This is a genomic window from Azospirillum sp. 11R-A, assembly GCF_049472615.1.
Taxonomy (GTDB): domain Bacteria; phylum Pseudomonadota; class Alphaproteobacteria; order Azospirillales; family Azospirillaceae; genus Azospirillum; species Azospirillum palustre.
The window spans coordinates 547,153-568,023 of sequence record NZ_JBCEBL010000001.1 but is presented as its reverse complement, the minus strand read 5'-3'; the positions used below and the strand labels follow the sequence as shown (position 1 = coordinate 568,023).

Sequence of the window (20,871 nt, the reverse complement as noted above, 5' to 3'; positions counted from 1 at the left end):
TCCGGTTTGCGGTCAGTTGCTTCGCGCCGTGCGCCAATGGTCGGCCATGCGGTCCATCAACTGGCGATAGCGGCGGTCGGTCCGGATCAGCCTGCGCACCGACTTTCCGTTGCGCGGGTCGGCCAGCATCCAGGCCTCCGCCGCCGCCTGATGTTCCGGATGGATCGACAGCAGATAGATCGCCGCCTGTTCCGGGGACGCAATGACCGTCTCCCGCATCCCCTCCAGGATGGCGCCGACATAGAGCGGCAGGACCTTGCGGAAATCCTCCGGCCCGCCTTCGGCCTTGCCCTCGGCCTCGGCGATGTCGGGAGAGGCGCCGCCGTCGGCCATCAGGGCGCTGCGTTCGGCCGCCGGCAGGGCGAAGAAGGCGTCGAGCCCCAGCAGCAGGTCGCAGACGGTCTTCTTGCGCACCATCCAGTTCGACCCGCCCGACACCCGTGCCGCCAGCCCCTCCAGAAAGGGCCTCAGCTTTTCAGGGGACGTTTCGAAGACGGAACGGGCGGGAGGGGTGATGGCGGTCATGTCCTGCCCCTCAGCCTGCCAGCACCGTCATGGCGTCCCGGTGGGTCTGGGGATCGCCGGCGGCGATCACCCGGCCGGTGGAGTTGGCGTCGAGCGGCTTGCCGTCCCAATCCGTCATCAGCCCGCCGGCCCCGGTCACCACCGGCACCAGCGCCGCAAAATCGTACAGCTTCAGCCCCGACTCGACGACGAGGTCGTAATAGCCGGACGCCAGCAGGCCGTAGCTGTAGCAATCGCCGCCGTAGGAGGCCGTCTTCACCTTGGCGGCGACGCGGCGGTAGGCCTCGTAGTCGCTGCCGGGGAACAGGTCGGGGGAGGTGGTGCCGAACATGGCGGCGCCCAGCCCGCCGGGGCAGGGGCGCACGCGCACCGGCTGGCCGTTGTGGGTGGTCGGGCGGCCTTCGACGCCGATCCAGCGGTCGCCGACGATGGGCTGGTCGATGATGCCCAGCACCGGGCGGCCCCGGTGCAGCAGGGCGATCAGCGTGCCGAAGATCGGCCGGCCGGTGATGAAGGACTTGGTGCCGTCGATGGGGTCGATCACCCACACCCATTCGGCGTCCAGGTTCTTGGTGCCGTGCTCCTCGCCATAGATGCCGTCGTCGGGGCGCTGGCTTTCGATGATGGTGCGGATGACGTGCTCGGCCTCGCGGTCGGCGATGGTGACCGGCGACGCGTCGGCCTTGTCGTCGATGGCGACGGGGGTGCGGAAATAGCGGCGGACCACGCTGCCGCTGGAGTCGGCCAACCGCTGGGCGAGCGCCACCATCGGGGCGGGGCAGGGTTCGGTCATGGTCGCTCCTTGAGGATCTTGTCGATATCGGGTGCCGCATCCTAACGGCGCGGGTCCGCTGCGAAAACCCGAAAGGCTCCCGCTGCCGCTTGAGGGGAGGTCGCGGTTTCCGTCGGGCAGACCCTTCGCCGCTGGGGCTTTGCGCCCGGCCCGGCTTGTGGCAGCCTCGATGGGCCATGACGAACCGACCCAACATCTACGCCGCCACGCCCATCGACCGCGCCTCCCTCCGCCGCAAGGACGAGGATTGGCTGACGGAAGCCTGGCTCGCCCCCGCCTCCCGCGTCCTGCCGATCTGGCAGAGCAAAAGCTTCGTCGCCGGCCCGGAGGATGCGCCCCGCGCCGTCCTGCTGCCGGCGGAGGGGCTGGACGCCGTGCCGATCTTTCTCGGCCTGATGAATGGGGGCCTGATGAACGGGGGCCTGATGGACGGCACGCCGGTCTTCACCGTCGACCTGTCGATGGTCGAGGATCCGGACTCGCTGCCGGCCCTGCGCGGCCATGGCCGGTTCGAGGATCTGCGCGTCACCGGCCCGCTGATGCCGGAAGGGGAGGCGGCGCTGTGCGCCTACGCCCGCGGCATGGTGTGGTGGAACGCCCGCCACCGCTTCTGCGGCGTCTGCGGCTCTCCGGCGGCGACGGCGGAGGGCGGGCATGTGCGGCTCTGCACCAACCCCGACTGCGCCATCCACCATTTCCCGCGCACCGACCCGGCGGTGATCATGCTGGTCCATGACGGCGGCGACCGGGCGGTCCTGGGCCGGCAGAGCCGGTTCCCGCCCGGCATGCATTCGGTGCTGGCCGGCTTCCTCGAACCGGGCGAAAGCCTGGAGGACACCGTCGCCCGCGAGGTGTTCGAGGAGGTCGGGCTGACGGTGACGGACATCCAGTACCGCTCGTCGCAGCCCTGGCCCTTCCCGTCCTCGCTGATGCTGGGCTTTACCGCGCGGGCCACCAGCTTCGACATCGACACCGGCAACGACGAACTGGAAAGCGCCCGCTGGTTCGACCGCGATTTCCTGCGCACCCACACCCCGGACGAGAATTTCCGCCTCGCCCGGCCCGACTCGATTGCCCACCGCCTGATCCGGGAATGGATGGCGGAGGGGTGAGGGATCAGTGGATGAACAGCTTCACGAAGATGCCGATCTGAAAGGCAAGGACGAAGCCGAGCATCCACTTCATCAGGTTCATGTCGGAATTCAGCGCTCCGACATCGTCATCCCGTTTGCTCAAGGACTCAGTCCTCGCCGACGCGCTGGCTTTCCTGATAGCGGAAGGGGTTGGCCGGATAGACGCCCAGGATCTTCACCTCGCGGGCGAAGAAGTCCAACTCCTCCAGGGCGAGGCGCAGCGGGCGTTCGTCGGGATGGCCCTCGACATCGGCGTAGAACTGGGTCTGGGTGAAATGGCCGCCGACCATGTAGCTTTCCAGCTTGGTCATGTTGATGCCGTTGGTGGCGAAGCCGCCCAGCGCCTTGTAGAGCGCGGCCGGCACGCTGCGCACACGGAAGACGAAGGTGGTGATCGTCTTGCAGGAGCCCTGCGCCGGCAGCTTCGGCTCGCGCGCCAGGATCAGGAAGCGGGTGGTGTTGTGGGTGGCGTCCTCGATCCCGCTCTTCAGGATGTCGAGGCCGTAGATCTCGGCGGCGAGAGAGGAGGCGATGGCGGCATGGCGCGGGTCGTTCATCGCCGCGATCTCCTTCGCGGCGCCGGCCGTGTCGGCATGGTTGATCGCCTGCAGGCCCAGGCCGCGGATGGCGGTCTGGCACTGCGACAGCGCCTGGATGTGGCTGCGCACGGTCTGGATGCTGTCCAGCGTGGCCCCCTTCGGCGCCAGCAGCTGGTGGTTCACCCGTTGGAAATGCTCGCCGATGATGTGGAGGCCGCCTTCGGGCAGCAGATAGTGGTTGTCGGCGACACGACCGGCGATGGAGTTCTCCACCGGGATCATCGCCAGCGACGCCCGTCCGTCGCGCACAGCGGAGAAGGCGTCCTCGAAGGTGGCGCAGGGCATCGTCGTCATGGTCGGCCGCGCGTTGCGACAGGCCAGATCGGAATAGGCGCCGGGGAAGCCCTGGAAGGCGATGATGTTGGACGTGCCCATGAGCGGAATTCCCCCGGCGGATCTTAAATATGAGACCGATATATCAGGTGCAGGCCAGCCTTGCGGCCGGATGTCGGCGAGTTTCAGCCGGCCTGACGGCTGGAGAGGAGGGCGCAGGCGCGCTCCAGATCGGCGGGAGTATCGACACCCAGCGGAACCGCGTCAACGACCGCCGCGTCGATGCGCATGCCGTTCGACAGGGCGCGCAGCTGCTCCAGCCGCTCGCGCTGCTCCAGCACCGACGGCGGCAGCGACACGAATCGCTCCAGCGCCGCCCGGCGGTAGGCATAGAGGCCGATGTGGTGATAGAGCGGGCCGTCGCCGGTCGGTGCGGTGGCGCGGGTGAAATAGAGCGCGCGGCCCTGGCGGGCTCCGGCCGGCAGCTCCAGCACCGCCTTCACCACGTTGGGGTTGGTCCGCTCCTCCTCCCGCGTGATCTCGGCGACCAGGGTGGCGATGTCGACCTCCGGGTCGGCCAGCGGGGCGAAGGCGGCGCGCACGCTCTCCGGCTCGATGGTCGGCAGGTCGCCCTGCACATTCACCACCGCATCGTGCCGCCCTTCCGGGTCGATCAGCTGCAGCGCCTCGAAGATACGGTCGGAGCCCGAGGGATGGTCGGGGCGCGTCAGCACCGCGGTGCCGCCGGCGGCCTCGACCGCGCGGGCGATCTCCGGCTCTGCGCAGGCGACCACAACCGGGCCGATCTCCGCCTCCATGGCGCGGCGCAGCACATGGACGATCATCGGCGCGCCGAGGATGTCGGCCAGCGGCTTGCCGGGCAACCTGACGGAGGCCATGCGTGCCGGGATCACCACGACCGGGTTGGCCGGACGGGCGACGGAGTTGCTGGCGGGGGCGGCGGTCGGCATGGCGCGGAAACTCCGGTGGGAAGGTCCGGTGGGTCAGGGAATCGGAACGCCTGGAGATTCGTGGCGCTTGGATTCGTGACGATTGTCTGGCGCGGGTGAACCACGGACGCCGGGGCGGCGTCAAGGGGCGGCGTCGAGCGATGGCATGGGGGACGGTCTGGGAGCTGCTATGGAGCCGCAGAGCCTGCCTTTCCGCTGTTTTGCGATGCAGCGTAATGCGCAAGCAAATTAAGTGGTTGGTGACTGCGACAAATTTGTATGCGACCTTTTTTCGCGGTCCGCCGGGCTATGACAAGCTTCGGACCGCGGGCTATGGTAGCCGCGGCGCGTTCAGCCGCGGGCGGGAGAAACGCCGAGTGTACTGAAATTAGGGAACAAGGGGCTCATCAATGAGCATGGAGTGGAACAAGGTTTTCGGCGCCGTGCTGCTGGCCGGGCTGATCGCGATGCTGGCCGGATTCGCGTCCAAGGTGCTGGTTCATTCGAAGCCGCTCGAAAAGAGCGTCTATGTCGTCGCGACGCCCGAGGGGGCCAGCGCGCCCGCCGACAAGGGTGCCGCTCCCACCGGTCCGGCGCCGATCGCGCCGCTGCTCGCCGCCGCCAGCCCGGAGGCCGGCCAGAAGGTCGCCAAGGCCTGCGCCGCCTGCCACAGCTTCGACAAGGGCGGCGCCGCCAAGGTCGGCCCGAACCTGTTCGGCGTCGTCGGCGGTCCGAAGGGCCACATGCAGGGCTTCGGTTACTCCGACGCGCTGGTCAAGACCGGTGGTACCTGGACCTATGACGAGCTGAACAAGTTCCTCTACGATCCGAAGGGCTACGCCCCGGGCACCAAGATGACCTTCGCCGGCCTCAAGAAGGATGAGGACCGCGCGGCTGTCGTCGCCTACCTGCGCTCGCTGGCCGACAGCCCGCAGCCGCTGCCCCAGTAACTACCTCCAGTACCAAAGTACCGGGCGCCGCCGCGGCCGGAAGAAAAAGGCCCCGCTCTCGCAAGAGGGCGGGGCCTTTTGTTTGTCCGGAGCAGCGCCTGACCGGAGGCCGGGCCTACCGCCGCAGGCTGCGGGCGATCTCCAGATAATCGGGGTCGTTTTCTGGCGTCAGCCAGCCGTGGCGGATCAGGAAATCGGCCACCACAAGGGTCACGTTGAATTTCCAGTCGCCGGTGTTGCGCACCGACTCCGCCACCTTGTCCAGCGGCCAGAGGTCGAAGCTCTCCACCTCGCCGTCGGTGTTGACGGGGGTGAGGCCGGGCGGAAGCTCCAGATCGTAGACGAACAGGCGGTCGCGCTTCAGCCCGGCCGGCGTTTCCATGGTGTAGCTGATGGCGCCGACCGGCACGGCGCGCCGCGCGGTCCCGGCGTCCAGCCCGGCCTCTTCCGCCGCCTCCTTCTCCAGATTCTCGGCCAGGGTCAGGCCGATGGGCTGGCCGCCGGCGATCAGGTTGTCGAGCTGGCCTGGTGCCACCTCGCGGTCGCTGGCGCGCCGGCCGACCCACAGCAGAAGGCCGCCGGCCCCATTGCCGGCGGATTCGTCGCGGACGAAGCCGTTGATGTGCAGGCCATAGGCCTCGATCCCGAAGGCGCCGACGGCGGCGCGGTCCAACCGGGCCAGCGGCTCCGCCCCCCAGCGCGGCAGGACCGGGTAATATTCGCCGCGCAGCGCCTTGACCGTTCCCTGTTCCACCAGATAGGCGGCGGCATGGTCGAGCAGGGTGGAGCGCGCCTCGAAATCCCGGATCTCGGGCGCGACGGTCAGCCGGTCGGCGGTGACGACGAAGCCGGGATCGACCTCGGGCAGCGCCTCGGCCAGGGCATGGCGCACCCAGCCCACGGTGTGGCCGTCCAGCTCGAACGGGCGGAAGCCGGACAGGTCGTGCGCGTTGCACGCGCGGATGTGATCGAGGAAGCTCATGCCGTCCATCTAAGCGGGGCGGGCGGACCGGTGCAACCGCTCATCCATAGCATGGGCCAGAGCATAGGCCAGAGCATGGGCCGGGGCGGTGGGTCAGGGCAGTGGGCACCCTCGTATTTTTGGACATCTTGCGCGTCCCTGGTTGCCATCGTACACAGGTCGGGTCACGAAATGACCGTCGGCAGCATTCCGCCGGCCGGTCGCTCAAGCGAAAGGGCGGGCGTGGTGACTGACCGGTCGGTTGAGGGCGCTGCGGCAGGCAAGACGTCAGGCGAAACGGGGACGCCGTTCGGCGCCCTGTCGGTCCTGGTGGTCGAAGACGAATCCTTCACCCGCATGGTGCTGGCGAAGATGCTGGGCACGCTGGGCGTCAAGGCGGTCCATCAGGCCGCCGACGGCGAGTCGGGACTGGCCGTGGTCGCCGCCCATGCGCCCGATCTGGTGCTGTGCGATGTGGAGATGCAGCCGATGGACGGATTCGGTTTCGTCCGGGCGCTGCGCACCAGCGGCGAGTCGCGCCACAGCAGCCTGCCGGTCGTGTTCATGAGCGGCCGCGTCGATGACGACCGCAAAGCCCAGGCGCGCGACAGCGGCGCCCACGCGGTGCTGGCCAAGCCTGTCACCCCTGCGAGCCTGCGCGAGGCGCTGAGCATCGGGGTGAAGGCCTGGCAGCCGGCCTGAGGGGCCATGCTGAGGGGCCGTCCAGCGGGACGGCTGTCGGCATTGTCCGAAAGTCCGGTTTACCGCCGGAGATTGCTGCCGCCACTGGCGGCAAGCGGGGGGGCGCAGGCCCGCCCTTAAAATTTCCCACCCCGTGGCAAGCGTGCCAAGTCATTGAAACAATTCGGTAATCCAGCGGTAACCCTCCACCGTGCCGTGTTGGTGCCGCATCCTCACCCAATTTCCGCCTTGTTGATGAGGACGATTGGGACGCAACATGACCTCAAAGAAGTGTTGGGGGAGGTGTTGCGAGGCCGTGACCGACACTGCGGCAGACCGCAAGGCCCCTGACCGGATATTGTTAAGGTTTGGAGTTCAGCATCGACGGTAAATCCCTGCGCCGTGCTTGGTCGAGGCGGCGCGTCTGCTTGAGGAGGCCGATGGCGTGACAAGGAGCGCCCGATGGAACCCGCTTGGGTCGCATCGCACTGGGCAGTTCTTCCCGATCGGACGGGCAACGACGATTGCCGCCGGTTCCACGCCGTCTTCTCCCGACACCGTCACACGTCTTTCGCCGAACCTTCCGACGCATGCGCGGCAGATACCCGCATGGGTTGAGCAGGTGCGCTCGACGCACCCACACTGGCCGCGCGACCTAGGTCCTATGGCCAGGGCCAGCTTCACCGCGGGCTTTCCGGCTATGGAGCCTGAGTGCCTGGAAAGCTCCAGGTGGAGCATTACATTCAAAAATGACTCGTTCGGGGGTCGCCGCGTCGCGAGACGGACCTCTCCCGGCCTTCACAGGACCGTTCCTTACACCAGACCGCTGGCTTCTATCGCTGAGCGGGGAGGCTGCGGACCCTGCGCGGTCCGCGTCTTCCCTGGAGTGCCCCTTGGATCGCGGCATGCGCCGCGCCCTGCCGCCGCAGCCACCGGCGGTCCCCCGGCGCATCGGACCAGATAAGACGGAGCGACGAATGTTCCCGGCCGACGAACTGTTCACGCGCTACACGCAGAATTACGAGACCCGCCGCGAGACCGAGATGTCCCTGATGGACTATCTCCAGCTGTGCCGCGACGACCCGATGTCCTACGCCTCGGCCTCCGAACGCATCCTGGCCGCCATCGGCGAACCGGAGGTGGTCGACACGGCCCGCGACCCGCGCCTGGGCCGCATCTTCATGAACCGGACCATCAAGGTCTATCCCGCCTTCTCCGAGTTCTACGGCATGGAAGAGACGATCGAACGGATCGTCGGCTTCTTCCGGCACGCAGCGCAGGGGCTGGAGGAGCGCAAGCAGATCCTCTACCTGCTGGGCCCGGTCGGTGGCGGCAAGTCGTCGCTGGCGGAACGGCTGAAGTCGCTGGTGGAGAAATGCCCGATCTATGTGCTGAAGGCCGGCAAGGAGATCAGCCCGGCCTTCGAAAGCCCGCTCGGCCTGTTCAACCCGGACGAGATCGGCGACGAGCTTGAGGAACGCTTCGGCATCCCCAAGCGCCGCCTGACCGGGCTGATGAGCCCGTGGGCGGTCAAGCGCCTCGACGAGTTCGGCGGCGACATCAACCGCTTCAAGGTGGTGAAGCTCCACCCCAGCAAGCTGCGCCAGATCGGCGTCACCAAGACCGAGCCGGGCGACGAGAACAACCAGGACATCTCGTCGCTGGTCGGCAAGGTCGACATCCGCAAGCTGGAGATCTACAGCCAGAACGATCCCGACGCCTACAGCTTCTCCGGCGGCCTGAACCGGGCGACCCAGGGCATGCTCGAATTCGTCGAGATGTTCAAGGCGCCGATCAAGATGCTGCACCCGCTGTTGACCGCGACGCAGGAGGGCAACTATGTCGGCTCGGAGAATATCGGCGCCATTCCCTTCCAGGGCGTGATCCTGGCCCACTCCAACGAGGCGGAGTGGCAGACCTTCAAGAACAACAAGAACAACGAAGCCTTCATCGACCGCATCTGCGTGATCAAGGTCCCCTACTGCCTGCGGGTGGCGGAGGAGCAGAAGATCTACGAGAAGCTGGTCAACGGCTCCGACCTGTCGACCGCGCCCTGCGCGCCGGCGACGCTGGAGATGCTGGCGCGCTTCTCGGTGCTGTCGCGCCTGCGCGAGCATCCGAACAGCAGCGTCTACAGCAAGATGCGGGTCTATGACGGCGAAAGCGTCAAGGAGACCGATCCCAAGGCCAAGTCGATGCAGGAGTACAAGGACCAGGGCGGCGTCGACGAGGGCATGGGCGGCATCTCCACCCGCTTCGCCTTCAAGGTGCTCGCCTCGACCTTCAACTACGACTCGACCGAGATTTCGGCCGACCCGGTGCATCTGATGTATGTGCTGGAGCAGGCGATCCGCCGCGAACAGTTCCCGGAGGAGACGGAGAAGAAATACGTCGAGTTCATCAAGGCCGAGCTCGCCCCGCGCTACGCCGAGTTCATCGGCAACGAGATCCAGAAGGCCTATCTGGAATCCTACTCCGACTACGGCCAGAACCTGTTCGACCGCTATGTCGATTATGCCGACGCCTGGATCGAGGATCAGGACTTCAAGGATCCCGACACCGGCCAGCTGATGAACCGCGAGCTGCTGAACCAGGAGCTGACCAAGATCGAGAAGCCGGCGGGTATCGCCAACCCGAAGGACTTCCGCAACGAGGTGGTGAAGTTCGCGCTGAGGGCTCGGGCGGCCAATTCCGGCCGCAACCCGTCCTGGACCTCTTACGAGAAGATCCGCGAGGTGATCGAGAAGCGGATGTTCAGCCAGGTCGAGGATCTGCTGCCGGTCATCAGCTTCGGCTCGAAGAAGGACGGCGACACCGAGAAGAAGCACACCGAGTTCGTCTCGCGCATGATGACCCGCGGCTACACCGAGCGGCAGGTCCGCCGGCTGGTCGAGTGGTACATGCGGGTGAAGCAGGCGGGCTGAGGCCGGCGGGTTGGGACAGGTGGACCGAGGGGACGCTTAATTGCCGCGGGGCGGGGTGTTGCAACGCCCCGCGGCAACCCCACTGTCATAGAAAGCTGTCAGAATCCTAAGGCCGCGTGACGAAACGGGTGGGAGGGCCAGCCCCTTGATGAACATCATCGACCGTCGCCTGAACCCGCAGGGCAAGAGCCTGGCCAACCGCCAGCGCTTCCTGCGCCGTGCCAAGGAACAGGTGGTCAAGGCGGTCCGCGACGCCTCGGGAAAACGGGGCATCCAGGATATCGAGAACGGCGAGAAGGTGACGATCGCCGCCGGCGGCGTGCGCGAACCGTCCTTCCACCGCGCCAGCCAGGGCGGGGTGCGCGACTATGTCGTGCCCGGCAACAAGGAATATGTGGAAGGCGACACTATCCAGCGCCCGGACGGCGGCGGTGGCGGCCGCGGCAGCGAGGGCAGCGCCGACGGCGAGGGCGAGGACGAGTTCCGCTTCGTCCTGTCGCGCGACGAGTTCCTCGACATCTTCCTGGAGGATCTGGAGCTTCCCGATCTGGTGAAGCAGAAGGTCAAGCAGTCGGAATCGCACACGCTGACGCGGGCCGGCTATTCGGTGTCGGGGTCGCCCGCCAACCTGAACCTGGTCCGCACCATGCGGAACAGCCTGTCGCGCCGCATCGCGCTGAAACGCCCGAAGCGCGACGAGATCCGCGAGCTGGAGGAGATGCTGCGCGAGGCCGAGGAGTCCGGCGAGGACGCGACGCAGATTCAGGCGCTGCGCGAACAGCTGGAACACATCGTCCTGCGTTCCCGCCGGATTCCCTTCATCGACCCGATCGACGTTCGCTACAACCGGTTCGAATCGGTGCCGAAGCCGATCGCCCAGGCGGTGATGTTCTGCCTGATGGATGTGTCCGGCTCGATGACCGAGCACATGAAGGATCTGGCCAAGCGCTTCTTCATGCTGCTGTACCTGTTCCTGCGGCGGCGCTACCGCTCGGTCGACATCGTCTTCATCCGCCACACCCACGAGGCCAAGGAGGTGGACGAGGAAACCTTCTTCTATTCCACCGAGACCGGCGGCACCGTGGTGTCGACGGCGCTGGAGGAGATGCAGAAGGTGGTGCAGGAGCGCTACCCGCACAATGAATGGAACATCTACGCCGCCCAGGCGTCGGACGGCGACAACATGTCGTCGGACAATGCCAAGTCGGCGACCCTGCTGCGCGATGTCGTCCTGCCGATGTGCCAGTATTTCGCCTACATCGAGGTGGCGGCGGAACACAATATGGGCCTGTCGGCGCTGGGCCGCGAAACCGAGCTGTGGCGCACCTACAAGCAGGTGCAAAGCCCGGAACGCCCGCTGGCGATGCGCCGCGTCCGCTCCCGCCGGGAGATCTTCCCGGTCTTCCGCGAGCTGTTCGCCCGCGAGAAGGCGGGAGCGTAAGGGACGCCTGAGGGGATAAAGGGAAATCACCGCCCTCATCCCCGACAGGGGGCAGAAGGGCGGCAGGGGGAGATCGAGAATGACCGCTGTGATCACCAGACCCGAGGCGCTGCTGTATGACGGCGTCGAGTGGGATTACGACAAGATCAAGCGCGTCTATGACGCCATCGAGCACATCGCGCTGAAGGAGATGGGCCTCGACGTCTATCCCAACCAGATCGAGGTCATCACCGCCGAGCAGATGCTCGACGCCTATTCGTCCATCGGCATGCCGCTGATGTACAAGCACTGGTCCTTCGGCAAGCATTTCGCCCGCGACGAGATGATGTACCGCAAGGGCTATCGCGGCCTCGCCTACGAGATCGTCATCAACTCCAGCCCCTGCATCAGCTACATCATGGAAGAAAACACCATGACGATGCAGACGCTGGTCATCGCCCACGCCGCCTTCGGCCATAACCATTTCTTCAAGAACAACCAGCTGTTCCAGCAATGGACCGATGCCCAGGGCATCCTCGACTATCTGGAATTCGCCAAGACCTACATCGCCCATTGCGAGGAACGCTACGGCCATGCCGCGGTGGAGCGGGTGCTCGATGCCGCCCATGCGCTGATGAGCCAGGGCGTGCACAAATACCCGAAGAAGCGTTCCGACCTGCGGACCGAGCAGCGGCGCGAGCGCGAGCGGCAGGAATATCAGGACCAGACCTTCAACGACCTGTGGCGCACGGTGCCCAAGACCACCGCCGGCCCGCGCCCGGCCAAGTCGGTGTCGGAGCGCAAGAAGCTGCTGGGCCTGCCGGAGGAGAACATCCTCTATTTCCTGGAGAAGAAGGCGCCGCGGCTTGAGCACTGGCAGCGCGAGCTTCTGCGCATCGTCCGCCACATCTCGCAGTATTTCTATCCGCAGAAACAGACCAAGGTGATGAACGAGGGCTGCGCCACCTACGTCCATTACCAGATCATGAGCCGCCTGCATGAGACCGGCCAGATCAGCGAAGGCGCCTTCCTGGAGTTCCTGCACTCGCACACGTCCGTCGTGTTCCAGCCGGAATTCGACGACAAGCGCTTCTCCGGCCTGAACCCCTACGCGCTGGGCTTCGCGATGATGCAGGACATCGCCCGCATCGCCGAAAAGCCGACCGACGAGGACCGCCAGTGGTTCCCCGAGCTTGCCGGCCGCGGCGACGGCATGGCGGCGGTGCGCGAGGCCTGGGCCAACTTCCGCGACGAGAGCTTCGTCCTGCAATATCTCAGCCCGCACCTGATGCGGAAGCTGAAGCTGTTCAGCGTGCGCGACGACGCCGAAGACCCTTATCTGCTGGTCGATCACATCCACAACGAGCGCGGATACCGCGACATCCGCAAGAAGCTGGCCCGCCAGTACGACCTGGGATATCTGGAGCCGGACATCCAGATCGTCGACGTCGATCTCGCCGGCGACCGCAAGCTGATCCTGCAGCACCGCGTCACCAACGGCGTGCTGCTGGACGAGAGCGACGCCAAGGCGGTGCTGCGCCACATCGCCAATTTGTGGGGCTACGAGGTGCAGCTGATCGAGGTGTCGGCGATCTCCGAAGCGATCCTGAAGGAGCATGCCGTCACCGCGCCCAGTGGAATCGGCGTGGTGTGATGCCTTGCCCTCTCCCCCCGGCCGCCGTACGGACGGGCCGGGGAGGGGGGCCGTCATGGCTCCGGCGGACGCGACCTTTGCATCGGGCTCCGCTACAGTTCCGGCCGATGGAGCGGCGGGAGGGGGCGATGGCGGACGATCTGCTGGGTGGAGAGGGGCCGGTCGGGCTGGTGAAGGCACGGCACGGCCTGATGATGTACCGGCGGACCGACAGCGTCGTCGGGCGTTCGCTTGGCTATTATGGTGAATATTTCGAGCAGGAGGTCGCACTGTTCCGCCAGTGCGTCCGGGCCGGCGACCGGGTGATCGACGTCGGCGCCAACATCGGCGCCCACACGGTGGCGCTGGCGCGGCTGGTCGGCCCCGCCGGCCGGGTGCTGGCGCTGGAGCCGGTCGATGCCAACCACCGGCTGCTCTGCGGAAATCTGGCGCTGAACGGGCTGGACTGGGCCGATGGCTTGCTGGCCGCCGCCGGGGCTGCTGACGGCATGCTGCATCTCGCCGCGGTGGCGATGGACACGGACGGCAATTTCGGCGCGCTGTCCCTTGACGAACTGGCCGGCGACCGGCCGGTGCCGGTGCATCGCCTGGACGGGCTGTGCCGTGAGGGGGCGGGCCGCATCCGCCTGATCAAGATCGACGTCGAGGGCATGGAGGCCGAGGTTCTGGAGGGCGCGCGCGGCCTGATCGCCCGCGACCGGCCGGTCCTGTATGTGGAGAACGACCGTCCCGACCGGTCGGCCGCGCTGATCCGGCTGCTCGGCGAGCTGGGCTATGCCTGCTACTGGTATCTGCCGGCCTTCCACAATCCCGCCAATTTCGCCGGCCGGTCGGAAGCGATCTTCGGCTATGGGCTGGTCGACAACGGGACGGAGATCCACGGGCTCGGCATGGGGATCAACCTGTTCTGCCTGCCGGCGGAAGCGGGCGCGCGGATCAACGGCCTGCTGCCGGTCGCCGATCCGGACGAACATCCGCTGGTGCGCGGCCACAACGGACGCTTCATCGGCGGTTGAGGGCACGGTGCCGGCCTGAGGGCGGCCGCATCAGCGCTCCGGTTCGGGCTTGATGCCGGCTTCCTTCATGGCGTGCATCAGGTCAAGCATCACGGTGCTGATGTCGGGGAAGGACAGGGCCACCGCGCGGCGGTCGGGGTCGAGGCGCACCACATGGGCGATCTGCCGGCCGCCGACCCGATGGCCGGCCTTGTCCGGACGGCTTGTTTCCGGACCGGCTGCCTCCGGAATTTCCGGGCAATGCAGGTCCAGCCGCAGCTTGCCGCCGACGGCATGGGCGAACTCCTCCGGCGGCAGATCGACCAGCAGGCCGCGGGTCGACCAGTTGATCGTGGTGCAGCGCCGGCCCTCCGCCTCCACCGCCAGGACCGGATCGGCATAGCGGATGGCACGGCGGCGTTCGATCCCGTTCGGCGGCTTGGCGCCGACATCGTGCTGGTCGAGCTTGCGTTTGGCCGCCTGCTTGGTGCGCTCGTCCACCCCGTCCTTGCTGGTCATCAGCGTCGCCTGCACGCGCCGTTCGACGCCGTGGCGGAACTCGTCGTCGGCACCGAAACGCAGGGCCTTGGCGAAATGGTCCTTGGCCTGGGTCAGCAGCGCGTTGCGCCCCTTTTCGTCGCCGCGATGGCCGCAGCGTTCGGCCTGGACCAGCAGAGAATCGACGCTGCGCTGGTAGGCGCCGCGCTGGTAGACGCGGGACAGCTCGCGGAACTCGGCGGCGCGCAGGCTGGGGAATTCTTTGGTCTTCAGCAGCCCGGCCAGCCCCTCCGCCAGCGAGTCGACATGGGCGGGATCGCCGGTTTCCGCCTCCCGGCGCAGGATCCGGGCCGCCTCCTCCGCCTTGCGAAGCAGCTGATCTTCCAGTTTACGGCGCTGGTCGGCGTCCATCACGGGCATGGCGCGGCCCTCCACACGGGCGATCGCATCAGGATAGCTCAACTCGTGGGGTGCGTCAGCGGCCGGCTATGGTTAATGGGACAGTTGAGGGGCGCCCCAGTAGGATCGGACCGGATTTTCATTTGCCGGCCGACGGCCTTCTTATCTGTGATGACAAACGGAAACGGCGGCGGGGAGCGGACAGGCGATGGGTAAGGACAGGAACGGGGCGGCCGGGGCGGATCCCGGATTGGCGGTGCTGACCGTGGCGCTCGCCGGCCTGCTGGAGGAGGACAGCGCAAGCCCGGCCCCGGCTTCCACGGCGCTCGTCGCCATCGCCCGCGGCCGGGGCGCCGATGCGGAACCGGTGCGGACGCTGGTGCTGCGGTGGAAGGGGACGCATAGCGGGGCGGCGGGCGAGGATTTGGCCGACCGGCGCGCCCTGGTCTACAGCCTGACCAAGACCATTCTCGCCGCCGCCGTGCTGCGGCTGGTCGCCCGCGGCGTGGTCGAGCTGGATGGGCCGGCGGAGCGCTGGCTGCCGGAACTGGCCGGGCGGCCGGGGTCGGTCACCGTGGCGCAAATCCTGACCCATCGTGCCGGACTGCCCGATTATGGCGGACAGGCCGACTATCACGCCGCCGTCGCCGCGGGTGCGGCGCCTTGGAGCGGCGACGAGTTCCTGGCCCGCTGCGGACTGGAGGGGCCGCCGGTCGGCAGCTTCGCCTATTCCAACATCGGCTATCTGCTGATCGGCCGGCTGCTGGAGCGGGCGGGCGGCGCTTCGCTCGCCGAGGTTCTGGGGCGCGAGGTCTTCGCGCCGCTCGGCCTCGCCAGTGCGTCGCTGCTGCGTGACCGCGCCGACCTCGACGGGCTGTTCTTCGGGCCGAGCCCGGCCTTCGGCGGGGCCGCGGTGGCGGAGGCCTATCATCCCGGCTGGGTATCGCATGGGGTGGTGGCGATGACGGCGGCGGACGCCTGCCGCTTCGTTCATGGTTTGACCGAGGAGTATCTGCCGGGCCTGTTGCTGCGGCGGATGCGCGATGGGCTGCCGGTCGGCGGGCCGATGGGCGGGCGTCCCTGGGTCGAGCCATCCTATGGGCTGGGGATGATGGTGGAGCTTGATCCGGCGGCCGGTCCTTACTGGGGCCACACCGGCGGCGGTCCGGGGGTGACGCCGGCGGCCTACCACGCGCCGGGGCCGGTCCCGGTCTCCGTCGCCGTCTTTCTGGATGGCGAGGACGGCAACCTCGCCGAATGGATGGCGGTGGAGGTGCTGCACCGGCTGCGCAGTCGATAAGGGAGCGCGGCACCACATCCTCCGCTTGTTCATGGCCTGCTTGTTCAGGGGTATCGCGATCCCATCTCCTCTCCAGGGGACAATTCCCCGCTTCCCGGCGTAGGCTTGGGGGAGAAGACGGTGCCGGACGAAACCGGCAACCGGGAGCAAGAACCAATGGGGGAGGAACCGCGCGATGGGAGATGCCGTCCGCAAGCTGCCCGATTATCCATGGCTGGCCTCGTACCCGCCGACGGTGGACTGGGGCATGCCGATCCCGGTCCGGCCGCTGACCGAACTGCTGGAGGGGGCGGTAGCCCGCCATGGCGACAGGCCCTGCCTGAATTTCCTCGGCAAGCGCACCAGCTACCGTGAGTTGGGCCGGCTGGTCGACCGCGCCGCCCGCGGCTTCCAGGCCATCGGGGTGGGGAAGGGGACGCGGGTCGGGCTGTTCCTGCCCAACACGCCCTATTATGTCGTCGCCTTCTTCGCTATCCTGAAGGCCGGCGGCACGGTGGTGAACTTCAACCCGCTCTATGCCGAACGCGAACTGGTCCACCAGATCGGCGACAGCGACATCGACCTGATGGTCACGCTGGACCTGAAGCTGCTCTATGACAAGATGGCGCGGATGCTGGCCGAGACCGGGCTGAAGCGGCTGGTGATCTGCCGCATGGCCGATATCCTGCCCTTCCCGAAGAACTGGCTGTTCCCCATCGCCAAGAAGGCGGAGATCGCGGCGATCCCGCGCGACGACCGCCACATCCCCTTTGCCAGGCTGATCGCCAACGACGGCCGGCCGAGCCCGGTCGCCATCGATGCGCGCGAGGACGTGGCGGTTCTGCAATACACCGGCGGCACCACCGGCGTGCCGAAGGGCGCGATGCTGACCCACGCCAACCTCTACGCCAACACCATCCAGTGCGCGACCTGGTACGCGGCCAAGGAGCGCAAGCCGGGGGAGGGCGGCGCGGAAGACGGGCAGGAGCGCATGCTGGGCGTGCTGCCGCTGTTCCATGTCTTCGCCATGACCGCGGTGATGAATTTCGGCCTGCATCTGGGGGCGGAGATCATCCTGCTGCCGCGCTTCGAACTGGAGCAGGTGATGCGCACCTTGCAGAAGGAGCGGATCACCCTGTTCCCGGCGGTGCCGACCATCTACACGGCGATCAACCATCACAAGCACTTGAAGGACTACGACCTGTCTTCCATCCGCTTCTGCATGTCGGGCGGGGCGCCGCTGCCGCTGGAGGTGAAGGAGGCGTTCGAGCGCACCACCGGCTGCACGCTGGTGGAAGGCTATGGACTGTCGGAATGCTCGCCCGTCGCGACGGTGAACCCGGCGGTGCTGCACAGCGATAAGAAGGGCTCCATCGGCCTGCCGCTGCCCGGCACGATCATCGAGATCGTCAGCCTGGAGGAGCCGCGCCGCGTCCTGCCCCCCGGCGAGAAGGGCGAGGTCTGCATCCGCGGGCCGCAGGTGATGAAGGGCTATTGGCGCCGCCCGGCCGAAACGGCACAGACGTTGATCGACGGACGGCTGCACACCGGCGATGTCGGGATCATGGACGAGGACGGCTACACCACCATCGTCGACCGCATCAAGGACATGATCCTGTGCAGCGGTTTCAACGTCTATCCCCGCAATGTGGAGGAGGCGATCTACCTGCACCCCGCCGTCGCCGAATGCGTGGTGGCCGGCGTGCCGGACGAGTATCGCGGCCAGACGGTCAAGGCCTATGTCCGGCTGGACGACGGCCAGAGCCTGACCGCCGAGGCGCTGATCGCCTTCCTGAAGGACAAGCTGTCGCCCATCGAGATGCCGAAAGTCGTGGAATTCCGCCAGGAGCTGCCCAAGACCATGATCGGAAAACTGTCGCGCAAGGCCCTGCTGGACGAGGAGCAGGGCAGGCGCAACGTGGCAAAGGATGGCGCCGCATGAGCGCTGACGACCGGAAGGCGGTGCGTGTCCGCATCCAGGGCAAGGTGCAGGGGGTGTGGTATCGCGGCTGGACCGTCGACAGGGCCGGCGCGCTCGGCCTGACCGGCTGGGTGCGCAACCGCAGCGACGGCACGGTGGAGGCCCTGTTCGCCGGTCCCGCCGACGCCGTCGACCGCATGCTGGAGGACTGCCGCCGCGGTCCGCCGTCGGCAATCGTCCGCGACGTGGTGTCCGAACCGGAGCAGGATCCGGGCATGGCCGGATTCGAGCAGCGGCCGACGGCGTGAGCCCCGCGTTAGCCTTCCGCTAACCATGACGGCGGCATGCTGGCGGTGGACGCGGGTTTTTGGGCCTTGTGGTTGAGGGGCGACGGCCGGGATGACCGCCAGCAAATCGGATGTGGCCGGGATGAAGGCCATGCTCACCGGTGTCTTCGCCAAGGCGGCGAAGGCCAAGGACAAGGCTGGGGACAAGGCTGGCCGCAAGCCGGGGGCCGCCCCGGCTCCGAAATCCTCCACTGTGCCGGGGCACGACCCCGCCGTCCGTCTCAGCCTGGGGCCGGCGGCGGTGGAGGATGCGCCGGCACGCCCGTTCCAAGCTCCGGCGGGTGATGATGATCTTGCCGACCGGCTGGAACCAGCGATCCGGGCGCTGGCGCGCGATCTGGGGCGGCTGCTGACCGCCTTCGGGATGGACGGGGGCGAGGCCACGGCGGCGGAGGCGGCACTGGCCGCCCGCTTCGGCGATGCCGAGCGCCGGGTAGCCGTCGCGGCGCTGGATGGTCCGGCCGGCGCGTTGCGGCCCTTGGCAGACGATGTCCGGCAGGAGGTGGCGGTCGAACTGAGCGGGATCGGCCTTGTCCTGGGCGATGGGACGGCGGGCTTGCGGTTGGACGGTACGGCTCTTGCGCTGGCGCGGGTGCCGGCTGAGGAGAAGGGGGAGGGGCTGGCGGCCATGCTCGGCGCCCTCCGCTCCGCCATACGGCCGGGCAAGGGGTTGACGGTCGAGACCGACCGGATCGCCATCGACGATCTGGGCCGGGTGATGGAGATGCTGACCGCGGCGATGGCCGCGCCGCCGCAGGGGCTGGAAGGCACGGTGACGCTGTCGCCCTTGGGTGCGCCTGCCGATGGCGGGGCAATGGAGCTGTCGCTGACGCTTTCCGGCCGGCTGGGAGAGGCGGTCGCCCCCGCACCGCCCGAACGCAAGCCGGCAAAGGAGCGGCCGTCTGGCGATGCGGTGGGCAATGTGGCGGGCGAGGGGAAGGAGCGTGGGTTCGATGTCCGGATTTGATGTGCGGTCCCTGGCGGTCCTGTGCTTGTGCGCACTGGTGCTGCCGGGAGCCGCCCCGGCGCTGGCCGGTGCGCTGGAGCGGACGGAGCCCGGCCATCAGGCGCCGCCGCAGCCGGGCGGCAACCTGCCCATCGCGCCGCCCATCGTGCAGTATGCGCTGCCGTCGCAATGGATGACGATCCGCTCCAAGGAGGACTGGCGCAAGGCCGGTACCTTCGAGAAGGAGCTGAGCAAGGATTGCGCCGCCCTGCGCTTCGGCGAGATCGAGCCGATGCGCTTCCGCGCCTATTACAAGGGCGAGGTGCTTGGCGTCGCCTTCGGCCATGGGCTGAACCTGCGCGACCCCGGCAAGAAGGCCGACCGCAAGAAGATCTATCTGTTCCGCAACGGCGATTCGACCAACTGCACCGTGCAGTCGATGGACAACAAGGATCCGCGGGTGAACCCCGCCGGCAACCAGGCCGCCACCCCGGCCGCCGGCGGGTTCAAGAAGTATTAGGCTTCCTCCCCGCCCCGCAGCGGGCCGCCGAACACCTCCGGCCAGGCCGCGATCAGGGCCGAGTCCACATCCTCCATCGTCACCAGCTGGCCCAGCGCCACGATGGAGGTGACGCCATGCTCGGCGATGCCGCAGGGGACGATGCCGCCGAAATGGGACAGGTCCGGCTCGACGTTCAGGGCGATGCCGTGGAAGCTGACCCAGCGGCGCACCCGCACGCCGATGGCGGCGATCTTGTCCTCCTGCCCCTTCAGCCCGCCATAGGGCTGCTTGTCGACCCAGATGCCGACGCGCCCCTCGCGCCGCTCGCCCTTGATGTTGAAGGAGGCGAGCGTGCGGACGATCCACTCCTCCAAATCGCGGACGAAGCCGCGGATGTCGGCGCCGCGCGCCTTCAGGTCCAGCATGACGTAGGCAACCCGCTGTCCCGGCCCGTGATAGGTGTACTGGCCGCCGCGGCCGCTGCGGTAGACGGGGAAACGGTCGGCCTCCAGCAGATCCTCGTCGCGCGCGCTGGTGCCGGCGGTGTAGAGCGGCGGATGTTCCAGCAGCCAGACCAGTTCCGGTGCCGTGCCGGCGCGGATCGCCTCGACGCGCGCCTCCATCTCGGCGATGGCGTCGGGGTAGGGCACGGGCTGGTCGGAGATGCGCCACTCGATCGGCTGGCGCGGGGGGCAACTGTCGGGCTGGCTGGCGGAAAGGCTGGCTGGCTGGCTGGTGGGGGAGGTCATTCGATGGGGTCTCTGGCGCTATGGGCGGCGGTGCCGGCAAGGGTCTCGTGGGACCGGCCGGAGGGCCGTTCCGAATTTTTCTTCGCAGAAGATGATTGTAGCGCTTGATCGACCGTCGGGAAGCTGATATCTACCCGCTCCACCCGATGAGGCGCGCAAGCGAGCGTCGGGGACTACCAGCCTGATGCGGTCGTGGCGGAATTGGTAGACGCGCAGCGTTGAGGTCGCTGTGGGGCAACCCGTGGAAGTTCGAGTCTTCTCGACCGCACCACTCTCCCATGCAGATGGGACCATCCCGGGGATACGGGAAAGACGAAAGGCCCGCAGGTCGCAAGACCGAGCGGGCTTTTTCGTGTCCGGGCCTTGCCGGGT

General features: G+C 67.6%; 19 protein-coding genes and 1 tRNA gene. 13 read left to right on the top strand and 7 right to left on the bottom strand.

The window, feature by feature from the left end:
• Window positions 1-12: 12 nt before the first annotated feature.
• Complete coding sequence (locus VH569_RS02755; protein ID WP_423313840.1) at window positions 13-525, bottom strand: hypothetical protein; 513 nt, start codon at window positions 523-525, stop codon at window positions 13-15.
• A gap of 10 nt (window positions 526-535) precedes the next feature.
• Window positions 536-1,318, bottom strand: a complete 783-nt coding sequence (hisN, locus tag VH569_RS02750; protein WP_423313838.1) for a histidinol-phosphatase — start codon at window positions 1,316-1,318, stop codon at window positions 536-538.
• A 176-nt stretch (window positions 1,319-1,494) separates the two neighbouring features.
• Here hisN and nudC point away from each other — a divergent pair, with 176 nt between their 5' ends.
• Entirely contained in the window at window positions 1,495-2,430 is a 936-nt protein-coding gene (gene nudC / locus VH569_RS02745) for an NAD(+) diphosphatase (RefSeq protein ID WP_423313836.1), read from the top strand.
• Between the two features lie 128 nt (window positions 2,431-2,558).
• Here nudC and VH569_RS02740 read toward each other — a convergent pair whose 3' ends face one another.
• Together VH569_RS02740 and VH569_RS02735 are read right to left on the bottom strand one after the other, a co-directional pair.
• Window positions 2,559-3,425, bottom strand: coding sequence for a prephenate dehydratase (locus tag VH569_RS02740; protein ID WP_109051966.1), 867 nt, complete (start codon window positions 3,423-3,425; stop codon window positions 2,559-2,561).
• Window positions 3,426-3,508: 83 nt separating this feature from the next.
• On the bottom strand, window positions 3,509-4,294 hold the full coding sequence (locus tag VH569_RS02735) for a 3-deoxy-manno-octulosonate cytidylyltransferase (protein ID WP_423313833.1): 786 nt from the start codon (window positions 4,292-4,294) through the stop codon (window positions 3,509-3,511).
• 389 nt (window positions 4,295-4,683) lie between these two features.
• Between VH569_RS02735 and VH569_RS02730 the strand changes: the two genes are divergently transcribed.
• Window positions 4,684-5,223: a c-type cytochrome gene (locus VH569_RS02730; protein WP_423313831.1), complete on the top strand. Its 540-nt coding sequence runs from the start codon at window positions 4,684-4,686 to the stop codon at window positions 5,221-5,223.
• A 115-nt stretch (window positions 5,224-5,338) separates the two neighbouring features.
• Here the strand turns inward: VH569_RS02730 and VH569_RS02725 are convergent, their stop codons facing one another.
• Window positions 5,339-6,205 (bottom strand): DUF4743 domain-containing protein, encoded by an 867-nt coding sequence (locus tag VH569_RS02725; RefSeq protein ID WP_423313829.1) that lies wholly within the window; start codon window positions 6,203-6,205, stop codon window positions 5,339-5,341.
• Between the two features lie 222 nt (window positions 6,206-6,427).
• Between VH569_RS02725 and VH569_RS02720 the strand changes: the two genes are divergently transcribed.
• From VH569_RS02720 to VH569_RS02700, 5 genes are all read left to right on the top strand, one after another.
• On the top strand, window positions 6,428-6,886 hold the full coding sequence (locus VH569_RS02720; RefSeq protein ID WP_423313827.1) for a response regulator: 459 nt from the start codon (window positions 6,428-6,430) through the stop codon (window positions 6,884-6,886).
• A gap of 956 nt (window positions 6,887-7,842) precedes the next feature.
• Window positions 7,843-9,789 carry a PrkA family serine protein kinase gene (locus VH569_RS02715; protein WP_423313825.1) on the top strand — a complete coding sequence of 649 codons (1,947 nt, stop codon included), beginning with the start codon at window positions 7,843-7,845 and terminating at the stop codon, window positions 9,787-9,789.
• A 148-nt stretch (window positions 9,790-9,937) separates the two neighbouring features.
• Entirely contained in the window at window positions 9,938-11,230 is a 1,293-nt protein-coding gene (locus VH569_RS02710; RefSeq protein WP_109051971.1) for a YeaH/YhbH family protein, read from the top strand.
• A gap of 79 nt (window positions 11,231-11,309) precedes the next feature.
• A complete protein-coding gene (locus tag VH569_RS02705; RefSeq protein WP_423313823.1) occupies window positions 11,310-12,863 on the top strand; it encodes a SpoVR family protein in 1,554 nt (517 codons plus the stop codon).
• A gap of 128 nt (window positions 12,864-12,991) precedes the next feature.
• Entirely contained in the window at window positions 12,992-13,879 is an 888-nt protein-coding gene (locus VH569_RS02700; protein ID WP_423313821.1) for an FkbM family methyltransferase, read from the top strand.
• A gap of 30 nt (window positions 13,880-13,909) precedes the next feature.
• On the opposite strand, the gene VH569_RS02695 is transcribed toward VH569_RS02700, so the two are convergent.
• Window positions 13,910-14,776: a hypothetical protein gene (locus VH569_RS02695; RefSeq protein WP_423313819.1), complete on the bottom strand. Its 867-nt coding sequence runs from the start codon at window positions 14,774-14,776 to the stop codon at window positions 13,910-13,912.
• 187 nt (window positions 14,777-14,963) lie between these two features.
• On the opposite strand from VH569_RS02695, the gene VH569_RS02690 reads away from it, so the two are divergent.
• From VH569_RS02690 to VH569_RS02670, 5 genes are all read left to right on the top strand, one after another.
• Window positions 14,964-16,055, top strand: coding sequence for a serine hydrolase domain-containing protein (locus VH569_RS02690; protein WP_423313817.1), 1,092 nt, complete (start codon window positions 14,964-14,966; stop codon window positions 16,053-16,055).
• 175 nt (window positions 16,056-16,230) lie between these two features.
• Complete coding sequence (locus tag VH569_RS02685; protein ID WP_423313815.1) at window positions 16,231-17,976, top strand: long-chain-fatty-acid--CoA ligase; 1,746 nt, start codon at window positions 16,231-16,233, stop codon at window positions 17,974-17,976.
• Window positions 17,973-18,263, top strand: coding sequence for an acylphosphatase (locus VH569_RS02680; protein WP_423313813.1), 291 nt, complete (start codon window positions 17,973-17,975; stop codon window positions 18,261-18,263). Before VH569_RS02685 ends, VH569_RS02680 begins: the two co-directional genes overlap by 4 nt.
• Before the next feature lie 121 nt (window positions 18,264-18,384).
• The gene (locus VH569_RS02675) at window positions 18,385-19,269 is read left to right on the top strand and encodes a hypothetical protein (protein ID WP_423313811.1); all 885 of its coding nucleotides are present in this window, start codon (window positions 18,385-18,387) and stop codon (window positions 19,267-19,269) included.
• Window positions 19,256-19,768, top strand: a complete 513-nt coding sequence (locus tag VH569_RS02670; protein WP_423313809.1) for a hypothetical protein — start codon at window positions 19,256-19,258, stop codon at window positions 19,766-19,768. Before VH569_RS02675 ends, VH569_RS02670 begins: the two co-directional genes overlap by 14 nt.
• Here the strand turns inward: VH569_RS02670 and lipB are convergent.
• A complete protein-coding gene (gene lipB / locus VH569_RS02665; RefSeq protein WP_423314119.1) occupies window positions 19,765-20,427 on the bottom strand; it encodes a lipoyl(octanoyl) transferase LipB in 663 nt (220 codons plus the stop codon). The genes VH569_RS02670 and lipB overlap by 4 nt on opposite strands.
• A gap of 258 nt (window positions 20,428-20,685) precedes the next feature.
• Here lipB and VH569_RS02660 point away from each other — a divergent pair.
• A tRNA-Leu gene (locus tag VH569_RS02660) sits at window positions 20,686-20,770 on the top strand.
• Window positions 20,771-20,871 lie beyond the last annotated feature (101 nt).